Genomic DNA, 12325 nt, shown 5'->3' with positions numbered 1-12325 from the left:
GATCTCAATGAAATTAGCGCAATTAACAATCATTTCTTTCTTTTTATTATTTTCGGCGCAAACCATAAGTTATGACACCTTATTTGATATTAAAGGGAAAGTGCAAGCGAGCACCTGCATATTAGAGTCATCTAAAATTAAAGACGTTAACCTTGGGCATATCTCCCTTAGTGAAAATGGCTTTGGCGGACAAATTCATTCAACGAGCGAAAAAATAGATTGGAATATAACCTTAGATTGTCCTGAAGGTTTGCCCGTTATTTTAACGCCTAAAGGCACTGTATTTTCAGGGAATAGCACCGTACTTGCATTAAATACATCATCTGATACAGCCAAAGGTGTCGGTGTTGAAACACAGTACAGCGTTAATGGCAGTAATTGGACGACATTAGAATTAAATAAACGTAATACTGTTGTTAGTGCTGCAAAAAATGAGGGTGAAGTGACTTTGAATTTTAGAGGTTATTATAAGCAAATGGAGAAGGACGTTTTTCCCGGAACAGCAAATGCCACATTAGATCTTGAAATTGTTTATCAATAAAACGTTTATGAAGCCAAGCCATTAAGTTGAGACAAACATTCACAGTCCAACACCGTTATCGATTTACTCTTTAGTTTAATCGCCTTAATACTGACTAAATGCGCTAAAGCGCGGTTTAATTGTCTGGTTGAGATCCCAAGCATTGCCGCTAATGAGTCTCTTTTTTCTAATTGAAAAGAGAGTCCTTCTTGTTGTGCTTTAAAAAATATATATCGGCGTAATTTAAATTCTGAAGAATAGGGTGATTGAGCGTGTTTTAATGACGTTTGATAAAGTTTTTGGCTTAATTGCTGGCAAATAAAGGTGAGAAAATTAGCATCTTGCAATGCTTTTTGTCTGACAATGGAAAGAGGTAACGCTAATAAATAGCAAGGAACTAAGGCTTGTACGGTGCTAAACACCATTTCATCTTTAGCTGAAAACAGTTCTAAATCACCAATAACACAGAAAGCTTGTTCAAAAGAAAAAACCACATGCTCACCGTTTATTTCATAGCGTTCAATCTGTAATTTTCCTTCCACTAGACAGTATAAATGTGTTGCTTGGCTATTTTGCGTTATTAAATATTCTCCCGTTTTCACTTCCATTAATCGCATAGAAGACAACAATACATCAGATAAATAAGTATCAAGTTGATGCATTAAAATAAAAGCGTTACGTTTTTTTTCATCATTAACTATTTTCACTTTTATTTTCCTTTTGCGATAAAGCTTCAATTTATTATCGAAAATAGCATACTTTTCAAAAAAGGACATATGTCCTTTTTTAGGCTGGTGGAGGTGATTACTATCATGATATTCCTAATATTTAGAGACTATATTAATGACATTCAATCCCAGCTTATTACCTAAAGTCGAGCTTCATGTGCATTTAGATACTTGTTTAAGCTATTTTTATATTAAACAGCTAGATCCAACAATAAGCTTTGATAAGTTTAATCAGCAATTTGTTGCTCATAAACCCTGTTTTGATTTGGGCGATTTTTTAAGTAAAGTCACGCCACAAATTGATATTTTGCAGACTAAATCAGCAATTACATTAGCCGTTGACGATCTCTTTTATCAGTTGAAAGCAGACAATGTTATTTATGCTGAAATCCGATTTGCCCCGTTATTACACACAAAACAGGGCTTAACAGATAAAGACGTTGTTGAAGTTGTTATTTCAGCAATGAATGAAGCATCTCAAAAATATGATATTAAAGCAGGATTGATCTTATGCACATTGCGTCATTTTAGTGCGTTAGAGAGTCTACAAACCGCCAAATTAGTTGTCGAATATCTGAATAAAGGTGTTGTTGCACTTGATTTAGCGGCTGATGAAGCGCGTTTTTCTTTAGATAATCATATTGCTGCTTTTGATTATGTTAAAAAATCAGGAGGGAATTTAATTGCTCATGCAGGGGAAGCGAAAGGCGCTGAAAGCGTTACTGAAACATTGGATAAACTGCATGTTACTCGAATTGGTCATGGTGTTAGAAGTATTGAAGATAATAAAGTCATTAACAGGCTTAAATCTCAAAATATATTATTAGAGGTTTGCCCAAGTTGTAATATTATCTGCAATATCTATGATCAAATAGACCAACACCCCGTTAATCAGCTAAAAAAGCAGGGTATTAAATTAAATATTAATACTGATGCACGAACAGTTGCCAATACTTCGTTAAATAAAGAATATCAGTTATTACATGATACTTTTGGTTGGAGCGAAAAAGACTTTCAGCAATGCAATATCGATGCTCTTAATGCCAGTTTTATTGCAAATGACGTTCGTAAAAAGTTAATGGATAAGCTCTGCTACGTTCACGCAAAATAGTGAACTACACATAATAATCATCAAAGAGAACACCTTTATTTTTAAGGTGTTTTCTTTACTTTTAAGCAGAAACACCCATTTGTCAGATTGCGATTATTCAATCTAGATAAAACAATGTGATATAAAACATAAGAATGGTGAAATCTAATCACATCCTTCCTGTTTTAAGAATAATTACATTCAATAAGTAAGAATAATTGATGACTATGTTGGTATAGCCCTTATCAATGTAAGGATACAACATGTCTGAAGAACAGCGTTATGAGATGGATAATTTAGTTAATCTTGCCCAACCTTATGCTGTTGATAGTTTTGATGATGCACTTTTTACTGCATCTATGAATGAAGCTGATAACTGGCATCGCCAAAATAATGCTAACTATCAATCATTATGGCAAAAAATGCCTCAACCAGTTATTCCAGTTAATTTATTTAAAACTATGGATTTAGCCACCCCCACACATCGTAACGGTATTTGGCTAAACAGTTCAGGAACAGGGCAACAAGGAAAGACACAAGTTTTCTTTGATGATGTCAGCCTAAAGCGCATTGAAACTGCAATGACGCAGATTTTCTATCACAACGGCTTAATATCAACCACTCCCGCTCGTTTTCTAATGTTGTCTCCTGATCCTCAATCTGGCGATCATGCTGGTTTTGCGACAGCTTTCTTAAAATTTACCCAATGTGCTCCCATTAAAGAGCTGGTTTTTACTGTGTCAGAACACGGTCAGTTTGATACAAAATTAGCATGGTCTACATTGCAACGTTGGGCGAATGATCCTGCGCCTATCTACATTCTTGGGCTAACCCTTTTCTTTGAACATTTATGCTTAAGTCGTCCTGATGCATTCACTCTGTTATCACCGATTAAAGGGCTAACCGGTGGTGGATGGAAAGGGATGACAAAACAACTTGAACGCCCAGATATTATTCAAGGATTAAAAGAAACCTTACATGCTCCCAATGTCGATATTCGTGATATTTATGGCATGACAGAGCATCCTTTACACTACATTAGTTGCAGTGAAGGTCATTTCCACATTCCTGCTTACTCTCGTTTTGCCATTATTGATGAAACAGGTGATCGAGCACCAGAAAGGAAAGTAGGCTTTATCCAACTTGAAAATCCTTTTTTTGATTCATTAGCTTCTCAGCGCCTATTAACCCAAGACTTAGGTTTATGGGGCACACAATGCGCTTGTGGTCATCCATTACCCTATATTCACTATATCGGCAGAGCGACTTCACCAGAGGGCACTTGTGCGGCGCAGGTAAAATGACAGAAGCAATACACGTTCGTTTAGCAAACATTAAACAGTGTTTAATACACTGCCTTAATGAGAATTGGCTATTCTCTGATGATCCCTTGACGCAAGCATTCTGCCTTAACCGTTTAACACAGTGGGCTTATAGCGACATATTAGCGCAAAAAGTGGCTAATGAATTGGGGGGCAAATGCTGGCGAGCACCGAATAAACTATTAATTGTGGTATCAGAAAAAGATCCCCTAGGTACATTAGAAGCACTACTTGCGGGCTATTTAATTGGTAGTCCTATCCGAATAAAAGCGCGATTATCCACTCAATGGCTTTATCTTTTACGTGCTTATTTAGGTCTAAATGAAAATGAGTGTGAAATTCTTGATTGGTCGAGTGAAAATCAAAATGATGAGCTTGTTCTTAACGGAGTTGAAGCTATTTTATTGGCGGGGAGTGATGCGCTTATTCAGCATTATCGCAAGGTAGTGCCAGCACAAATCAAATTAATTGAGTTAGGACCAAAAATAAGTGCAATGGCTATTTTAGGTCATTCATTGCCTGATATTTCCCTTGTTTTAAAAGATGTTTGTTTATTTAGACAGCAAGTTTGTAGCTCACCGCGTTTTATCTTATTAGAGAATGAAAACTGCGCTCAACAGCTTTATCAGCAACTTTCTATTGCATTACCTTCATTATCCCCATTGCCAGAAACAGTAAAGCTTCAACAAATGGCACAAGTACACGAATATTCATTGTCTCGTGACTTACTCAATAATGAAAAACCCACACTTTATGATGCAAATTCAGGTTGGGGGATCACTTACCACACTCAATTTACACCTCAATATTGGCTTAATTTTGGTTTTCAATTGATCGTCGGTTCTGTAGCGCATCATTTGCAGTTAGCTCAAAAGCAGTGGTTTGCACGCTTACAAACATTGGGCTATCACGGCTCACTTTCGTCAATTTCACCACAACAATATAGCTTCACTCGCTATTGTCCAATTGGCTCGATGCATTCTCGCCCAATGACTGCAACGCATGATGGCTTTTTTATGTTAGCCACACTGGTGTTTTTTATTAATCAGGAAGGGTAATCACATTGAATAAACGGAAAATATTTATCACTGGTGCAAATGGATTTATAGGCTCTTATTTATTACCTAAGCTTGCAGAGCTTGGCGATGAATTAACGGTATTGTGTCGTGATCCCCATAAAATTCATCCTAATCGCCCTGTATTGCCAGCGGATGTAAAAGTGATAAAAGGAGATTTACTCCAACCTGATACATACCGTGAAGCACTTATTGGACAAGATATTATTATTCATTTAGCTGCTGATTATCGAGTGGGAATTGCACCTAGTCGTTCTGAACATCAAAAGATGTATCAAACCAATGTCACTGGCACATTGAATTTGCTAAATGAAGCCAAAAGAGCGCAAATTCCTCAGATTTTATATACCAGTACCACAGCTGCATTAGGCGAAACGCAAGGGGTATTGCTTGATGAAACTCATCGCCATAATGGCTATTTTCGCAGTTATTATGAAGAAACAAAGCAAGTTGCCCACGTATTAGTCGAACGCCACCAGCAACAAGGAATGCCGATTAAAATTGCAATTTGTGGCGGTGTATTTGGTCAAGGTGACAATAGCGTTTTAGCACAAACGTTATCTGCTTTTTTCAATAAAAAAATTCCGTTTCAAGTCAGTACAAACAGTACTTTTCAACTCTGCCATGTAGAGAAATTATGTGATGGCTTATTGCGCTTACTTGCCTTAGATAAACCTCAAGAAACAGTGCTGTTTACTGGTGATGTTTTCTCTATGCCTGAAATTTTCACACTACTCAGCGAAATACAAAAAACTGCACCATTACCGATAAAAAATCGCAGTAGTTTACGACCTTTAGCATGGTTGATGGATAAGCTCGCCTTGCTCGGTTTCTCCATGCCACTTTCTTGTGAAGCACTACGTATTATGGATGGAAGCACTTATACCTATTCATCTTCTAAAGCAGAACAGCTATTAGGATGGACAGCAGGTGAACCATTAAATGACTTTAAGGATTATGCCCAAAGTATTGCTAACCAATACACATTGATGAATAAGGAGTCCAAATGAAGCCAAGGACGCTCACTTCGCAATGGGGTAACGTGACATTGTCACTAGAAACAGAGCAACTGCTAAGTATCAAAGGTGATACAGATAATGCGGTTTTTTATGGGCAAGGTTATGGCGCAGCCTATTTACGTTTGTGGCAACTTGATTTATCACGTCGAGTCGCGAGCGGTCGCTTAAGTGAAGTGATGGGAAACGGTGCGCTTAGAACAGATATTTTCCAACGTCGGCTAGGCTTGGTTGAACTCGCAAAAATGGCAGAGCTTGACGATAAAAATGCATCGCCAGATAGCTGGCAAGCGACTCAATTTCAACATATTACCGCGTATATTGCAGGTATTAACCAAGCTATAAAAGATCTAAAAATTCGCCCAATAGAGTGTTTATTACTACGTTACAAGCCCGAATTATTTACCACAACAGACAGCTATCTGTTAGGGCAACTGAAATATTTTATTAATTCAGCATGGCAATATGAATTATTTCACACTCGTTTAGCTAATCGACTGACACCATCTCAACATCAGCAACTTTTATCTACCTTTAGCCTTGAAGGAGAGCAAATCCCACCATTTCCTTTAGATGAACAGGGTGAATATTATCCTGAGATCATTGCGGCGTTTAAAGAGGGATTAAAAGGCTTACAACATTTAGGTTTAGCATCGCCAGATACCGGCTCTAACGTAATTGCTATCAATGGTTCGCTTACTGAGTCTGGCAAACCGATGTTAGCTGCCGATCCCCATATGGGGCATGTTAACCCAAGTTTTAATCTGTTATGCCGTTTAGAGAGTAAAGAAGGCTTAAGTGTGATGGGGTCACATTTTCCCGGTTCACCGGGCATTATTGTGGGACGCAATACTCATGCAGCTTGGGGAATGGTCGGCATTATGGCGGATAACCAAGATTTATATTGGGGGCGCATTGATTTAGAAAACGAGATGGTTGAAACCACACAGGGATGGGAGCCATTAACAAAAAGGACTCACACCATTGGCTTAACCTCAAAACGTCAACATATCTTTGTGACTTATGATTATTCACAAGGTCGATTAATGTCTGAAAAAGCGGGCTATGGTTTATTTTTACGCTGGCCGGCATTAGATAATCCAAGTGGCGATATTACTTTTTATCAGCTCGCAAAATGCCATAACTGGACATCATTTAGAGAAGCCTTAAGACATGTGAAAAATTCCCCGATGATGGTGGGATATGCCGATATTCACGGTGATATTGGCTTACAAAGTATGGGATATATTCCTAAGCGCCATAGTGAATTAGGCAGCTTAGTGCTCAGTTTGACGGAGCCATTACATCAGTGGCAAGGTTATGTTCCTTTCGATGATTTACCCGCCGAATACAATCCTGAGCGCGGGTATGTCCTTTACGCTAATCAATACAGTACCTCGCTCTTGGATGGGAAACCGGCGTTATCTAATCGTTGGCATCCACCAACAAGGGCTTTACGTATTGAACAACTTATTCAGCAAACTCAAAAGCATACTTTTGAAACTTTTCGTCAGATGCAAGATGATAAAAAAGATCTGTTTGCTCAAAAAGCGCTCGCTTTTTTATTACCTTATATACCTGAAGATAAAATGCTTTCTCAATGGGATTGTGATACTCAGCAACTCAATGCATCACGGCTTTTTGATGTATGGATACAGCATCTTACAGATAGAGTCTTAGGAAAGGTGCTAAAAAGAGGATCACGCGCACTGTATACGGATTTCTGGCCAAGTTGTCGCTGGAGTATTCTCAATATTCTGCAACACCATCTTCAAGATTGGCAGTTTGAACAAGATGCGATTTCTACATTAATTCGTGAAACCTATGCCAGCGCATTAATTGCCAGTCAGAAAATGGAACGTCCTTACGTTGAATTTCAGCATAGTATCAAAAAACCATTGTGGCTTAATCGTCTATTAACGGGTCGTTATCCTTATCAAGGCGGTAATCGAGAAACCATTCATGCCACAAGGCAGAATGCTGATTTCTTAACGCAATCCCAGATAGGTAATAGCGACACCATTAAAACCAAGCCTTATACCTTTGGTCCCGGTTTTAAATTGATCGCTCATTTAACCCCGCAAGGCGAATGCCACTATTTAATCAACACCCCAGCAAAGGGAAATCCTTTTTACTGGAAACTGCGTCATGTATTGGAATGTTGGCAAACAGGAACCCGACAAAAAACCGTTTTGCCTTTTTGTGAAAATAACCATCATTGTAATGATAAAAAGGAATGACACATGGCAAGAATGAAGCAATGGCAACAAACAGGGCATCCTGCACGCCTATGGCATCCTATTTCAAACGATCGCATTCAGTGTGAGCTTTGCCCGCGAGCATGTAAAATTAACTTAGGTCGTACAGGTACTTGTAAGTTAAGACGCAATGAGAATGGCAGTTTAGTGACGCTAAACTACGGTAAATCGGTGCCTATGACACAAGAATCGATAGAAACCGAAGCGGTTTACCATTATGCACCCGGTGAACGTATTTTATCGTTAGGTAATATTGGCTGTATGTTACGTTGTGATTTTTGCCAAAACTGGAGTACAAGCCAAGCTCGTTATGTGCAAGATAGTAACGTCGCTTATTACAGTCCTGAAGATGTGGTCAATTATGCGTTAAAACATAATATCCGTGTTTTATCGTGGACTTATAACGATCCGATTGTTTGGCATGAATTTGTTATGGATACGGCGAAACTCGCCCGCGAACATGGCTTAAAAAATCTCTATAAAAGTGCGTTTTATATCAGCGAGAAAGGGATTGATGAATTACTAGGTGTAATGGATATCTTTAGTATTTCATTAAAATCAATGCAAGATAGTTTTTATCGTAAACATACAGGAGGGCGATTACAGTCTGTTCTTGATGGTATTAAACAAGTTTATGATGCGCGTAAATCGACAAATAGCCCGCACCTTGAAGTCTCTAACTTATGTATGACAGGACGTAATGACTCACTGGAAGAAGCGAAGAAAGTCACGGATTGGATGCTTAAGTATCTCGATGCAGATATTCCGTTGCACTATGTTCGTTTCCATCCTGATTACCAATATCGCCACGTTGAACGCACATCGATTCCTTTTCTTGAACAAGCTCGTCAGCAAGCCTTAAATGAAGGTATGCGCTATGTTTATGTGGGGAATGTGTTTGATACAGACAGCGCAAACTCTTATTGCCCAGAGTGTCACACCTTGTTAGTGAAACGTAGTGGGTTAATTGCACAATCTCACTTAGAAAATGGGCAGTGTCCTCGCTGTCATTTCCAGTCTTCCATTATTTTACCTTGGGCTGGATCTAACACCGATAAATTATCAGAACATATCCCTGATGATTTTATCTGTATTACACATCCTTTCCGTGGTCCTGTTCAGGCATGTCATATTGAACAAAAAAATGACTCGCCGATTTATTATCAATTTATCACTCGGCAGGGAGAGCCTGTTGGTCCAATAAGCACCAATAGTTGTCATCGTTTTATGTTGTCGAAAAGTAGCCCTAAAGCAGAGGGTATTCGTCTTTATCATCACCAAAATGAACCTTGCCAGCTGTTTGAGGTTTACGATCGCGCTCATTTTCCTGTTACTGAAGCCGAAAAAACGCATCTTGGTAGCGAAAATGTGCCGATCACGCTTATTCCATTAAAAGGACGCTAAAAATATGCCACTTAATAGAGGATGGTCATTAATACGTGCTCAGCTTATTGCGGCTCAAATTCGTAAAGCGAAACTTGATGATAAAGTCCCGAATCTTCCTATTATTTATTTACCGGGAATTTTAGGGACTAAGCTTTTTGATAGACAAAAGCAGGCCTTTATTTGGGGTGATCATCGTAGTGTTTTTACAAAAAGTGATTATGAATATGAACATCCCAACGCTCAATATTCACCTCGCGTATTAGCCACCGAGCAATTGCACGCATTTTCGATTGTTCCTTATTTAGTGAGCACACTTGTCACTCAAGAGCTTAAAGATGTGCTTGAAACAGCATTAGGTTATCGCGAAGGGCAAGATCTGTTTTTCCTTGCCCATGACTGGCGAGCTGATCATCGATTGCTGGTGGATGCTATTGATAGAGAAGTTAATCGACTGAAAACTATTTTTGGTGAGAACCAGCCTTTTATTTTTATTGCACAATCTGCATCTAATCTCGCAATACGCTATTGGTTACGCCATACCACGCCAGAAAATAGAGCATTAGTGGCTAAATGGTACGCTTTTGGTCCACCTTGGCACGGTACATTTCAAGCATTATCCATGATGGAAACGGGTTATTACGCAGGAAGCCGCTATCTTCATGGGTTTTCCTCTGATGATGTTTGTGGCTGTCCTTTTGTATACCAATTATTGCCACCTGATCCTGTGGTAATAGATAGCTACGGCAGAACGTTAGGTGATTTTGATATCTATGATGAAGCATGTTGGGAGCATTATCGCTTAGGCCCTTATAAAACATCTATCAGTTCAGCACAGAATCAACGAGTAAGAGAGGCATTGGCACAGAACCTACAATGTGCTAAACGCTTTACTGATGCGGTTTCAGGAATTAACGCAGATGAACAAACTGTGCCACAAGTATGGTATTTGAGTGATAACAATATCACGTTAAAAGCCGCCATTTATGGTAGAGATCGCTGGTATTTACAAGCCAAAGATATTAAACGTGAGTTTCCGCAATTAGCAGCTCAAACATTAACAGTCGGTGACGACCACCTTCCTTTAGAGGGGTTATTACAATATTGGCGTGCGCCTATTGTACGTGATCGCTATCAACATCCTTGGGGCGAAAGCTTTGCCTTTATTAGCCAAGCATCAACACATCGCGCATTAATAAATCATTCACCTAATTTAAGAAGTTTGGCATTTGATATTGCGACCGAAAGAAGAAAAGAGCGTTAATAAAATTAATACTTTCCATTGATTGAGGAGTTGAGTCAGAAAATAAAAACTTACATAATGCAGGTATCTCGCCGTTAAACTCTTAATTTGTGCGTAAACATATGACATCAAATATAAATGGAATTATCGACAATATTCGCAAAGCAATACAACACTCAACACAAGGTATGATTGGACGCGAGCAACTTGCTGAACTGGTTGTTTTAGCCGCAGTTGCTCATGAACATTTGCTTGTTATCGGCGCTCCAGGTACAGCGAAAAGTGCCGTTGTCCGCAGAGTTTCTCAAACATTGGGCGGGCGTTATTTTGAATACCTTTTGGGGCGTTTTACCGAACCTTCAGAGTTATTTGGTGCCGTTGATCTCAAAAAACTAAAAGAAGGTAAAGTCGAAACCGATATCACAGGAATGTTACCTGAAGCAGATATTGTTTTTCTTGATGAAGTTTTTCTGGGTTCGACTGCAATTTTAAATACCTTATTGGGTATTTTAAATGAGCGTCGATTTAAGCGTGGACATACCGATATTATTAGCCCATTAAAAGTGTGTATTGGTGCTGCTAATAGCTTGCCTGATGATCCGAACCTTGCTGCATTCTCTGATCGCTTTCTTATTCATCTTTTTATTGATCCTGTACCCGATCACCAATTAGAAGCTATGCTCGAAGGCGGATGGGCTTCAAGCCTGACTCAACTTTCAGCTCAACTCGATATTGCTCAATTGGATGAATTACACCTTGCGGTTAAAAATGTCGATTTAACACAAGTTAGACCGTTACTTGCTAATGCCGTGCGCTCATTAAGAAATGCAGGGATCACGCTTTCAGATAGACGTATTGTTCGTGTTCAGCGTCTTATTGCTGCTGCGACTGTTCTTAATAATCGAGAGATTGCGACAGAGCAAGATCTCTGGCCTTTACTGTACGTACTGCCTACTGAAGATACTCAGCAACAAGGACGCGAAATCTTACGACAAGAACTCTCACTTTCAATGAATTCTCGACTATTCAGTTCCGTAGAAGAGGCGACATTACAACCTCAATCTCGTATGAATCGCTTAATTGAAAGAGCAACAGATGTTCTCAATGCAGAGCCTGTATCTAAAGCGGATATTGAACTGACGTTACGAGAAATAGATGCTAACTTCTCGACAGAGATGTTAAGTGAAGAGCTTGCTATATTACGCACACAGTTAGCGATACAGTTTAGTCACTTATTATGAGCCTAACATTCCCACTGACTTGGCAACCTAATGCAACGCCCCCTAAACCACAAGGGGTATTTGCAACAGGTATAACGGCTAAACAGCTTATTGAGCGCATTATTCATTTGCCTGATGTTCAGCAACAACGGTTAAAGGTGATCACCAGTCAACATCGGCTTATTGTGTTAGGGAAAAAGGCTGATTTACCTTGGGCTGAAAATATAACGCTGATTGCACCATCTACTCAAACAGCAAAATTATGGCTTCCTATACATCAACAGCTTTTATTACCTAATGGGCTGGTGGAGCAAGCCTTAGTGCAGCATTTTAAGCGCCAACCACTATTACTTTTACCATCACCTCAAACGGTGATCCCTTTAGATAATCAGTGGACGTTAACACCAACGCTACGGGATACACTCACCCAATTGTGTTTTGAGTGAAATATAGTGTGATACAAGGATCG

At 39.1% G+C, this 12325-nt stretch carries 11 protein-coding genes; 10 read left to right on the top strand and 1 reads right to left on the bottom strand.

The window, feature by feature from the left end; translation table 11 throughout:
• Positions 1-7 precede the first annotated feature (7 nt).
• Positions 8-541 carry a fimbrial protein gene (locus tag ABN236_RS17655; protein ID WP_349474531.1) on the top strand — a complete coding sequence of 178 codons (534 nt, stop codon included), beginning with the start codon at positions 8-10 and terminating at the stop codon, positions 539-541.
• Positions 542-546: 5 nt separating this feature from the next.
• Here ABN236_RS17655 and ABN236_RS17650 read toward each other — a convergent pair whose 3' ends face one another.
• Positions 547-1227: a Crp/Fnr family transcriptional regulator gene (locus ABN236_RS17650; RefSeq protein WP_349474530.1), complete on the bottom strand. Its 681-nt coding sequence runs from the start codon at positions 1225-1227 to the stop codon at positions 547-549.
• A gap of 136 nt (positions 1228-1363) precedes the next feature.
• Here ABN236_RS17650 and add point away from each other — a divergent pair, with 136 nt between their 5' ends.
• The 9 genes from add (at position 1364) to ABN236_RS17605 (ending at position 12302) form a co-directional block, all read left to right on the top strand.
• Positions 1364-2359, top strand: a complete 996-nt coding sequence (gene add, locus ABN236_RS17645) for an adenosine deaminase (RefSeq protein WP_349474529.1) — start codon at positions 1364-1366, stop codon at positions 2357-2359.
• Positions 2360-2601: 242 nt separating this feature from the next.
• Positions 2602-3642, top strand: a complete 1041-nt coding sequence (locus tag ABN236_RS17640; protein ID WP_349474528.1) for a LuxE/PaaK family acyltransferase — start codon at positions 2602-2604, stop codon at positions 3640-3642.
• Positions 3639-4718, top strand: coding sequence for an acyl-CoA reductase (locus ABN236_RS17635; protein ID WP_349474527.1), 1080 nt, complete (start codon positions 3639-3641; stop codon positions 4716-4718). The genes ABN236_RS17640 and ABN236_RS17635 overlap by 4 nt, the downstream gene beginning before the upstream one ends.
• Before the next feature lie 5 nt (positions 4719-4723).
• A complete protein-coding gene (locus ABN236_RS17630) occupies positions 4724-5746 on the top strand; it encodes an NAD-dependent epimerase/dehydratase family protein (RefSeq protein ID WP_349474526.1) in 1023 nt (340 codons plus the stop codon).
• On the top strand, positions 5743-7992 hold the full coding sequence (locus ABN236_RS17625) for a penicillin acylase family protein (protein WP_349474525.1): 2250 nt from the start codon (positions 5743-5745) through the stop codon (positions 7990-7992). Before ABN236_RS17630 ends, ABN236_RS17625 begins: the two co-directional genes overlap by 4 nt.
• Positions 7993-7995: 3 nt before the next feature.
• Positions 7996-9414: an AmmeMemoRadiSam system radical SAM enzyme gene (gene amrS, locus ABN236_RS17620; protein ID WP_349474524.1), complete on the top strand. Its 1419-nt coding sequence runs from the start codon at positions 7996-7998 to the stop codon at positions 9412-9414.
• Between the two features lie 4 nt (positions 9415-9418).
• On the top strand, positions 9419-10657 hold the full coding sequence (locus tag ABN236_RS17615) for a lipase/acyltransferase domain-containing protein (protein WP_349474523.1): 1239 nt from the start codon (positions 9419-9421) through the stop codon (positions 10655-10657).
• Positions 10658-10758: 101 nt separating this feature from the next.
• Complete coding sequence (locus tag ABN236_RS17610) at positions 10759-11877, top strand: AAA family ATPase (protein ID WP_349474522.1); 1119 nt, start codon at positions 10759-10761, stop codon at positions 11875-11877.
• Positions 11874-12302: a bpX5 domain-containing protein gene (locus tag ABN236_RS17605; RefSeq protein WP_349474521.1), complete on the top strand. Its 429-nt coding sequence runs from the start codon at positions 11874-11876 to the stop codon at positions 12300-12302. The genes ABN236_RS17610 and ABN236_RS17605 overlap by 4 nt, the downstream gene beginning before the upstream one ends.
• The last annotated feature ends 23 nt before the right edge of the window (positions 12303-12325 follow it).

This window comes from Proteus sp. fly-1013, from assembly GCF_040140245.1.
GTDB lineage: Bacteria > Pseudomonadota > Gammaproteobacteria > Enterobacterales > Enterobacteriaceae > Proteus > Proteus mirabilis_B.
Note: the sequence above shows the minus strand (reverse complement) of the source record. Positions and strands in the feature narration are given on the sequence as shown.

Excerpts from the sequence above, each read along its gene's own strand:
- amrS (WP_349474524.1), top strand. The coding sequence starts at position 7,996 with ATGGCAAGAATGAAGCAATGGCAACAAACAGGGCATCCTGCACGCCTA.
- ABN236_RS17615 (WP_349474523.1), top strand. The coding sequence starts at position 9,419 with ATGCCACTTAATAGAGGATGGTCATTAATACGTGCTCAGCTTATTGCG.
- ABN236_RS17605 (WP_349474521.1), top strand. The coding sequence starts at position 11,874 with ATGAGCCTAACATTCCCACTGACTTGGCAACCTAATGCAACGCCCCCT.
- ABN236_RS17640 (WP_349474528.1), top strand. The coding sequence starts at position 2,602 with ATGTCTGAAGAACAGCGTTATGAGATGGATAATTTAGTTAATCTTGCC.
- ABN236_RS17610 (WP_349474522.1), top strand. The coding sequence starts at position 10,759 with ATGACATCAAATATAAATGGAATTATCGACAATATTCGCAAAGCAATA.
- ABN236_RS17635 (WP_349474527.1), top strand. The coding sequence starts at position 3,639 with ATGACAGAAGCAATACACGTTCGTTTAGCAAACATTAAACAGTGTTTA.
- ABN236_RS17625 (WP_349474525.1), top strand. The coding sequence starts at position 5,743 with ATGAAGCCAAGGACGCTCACTTCGCAATGGGGTAACGTGACATTGTCA.
- add (WP_349474529.1), top strand. The coding sequence starts at position 1,364 with ATGACATTCAATCCCAGCTTATTACCTAAAGTCGAGCTTCATGTGCAT.
- ABN236_RS17655 (WP_349474531.1), top strand. The coding sequence starts at position 8 with ATGAAATTAGCGCAATTAACAATCATTTCTTTCTTTTTATTATTTTCG.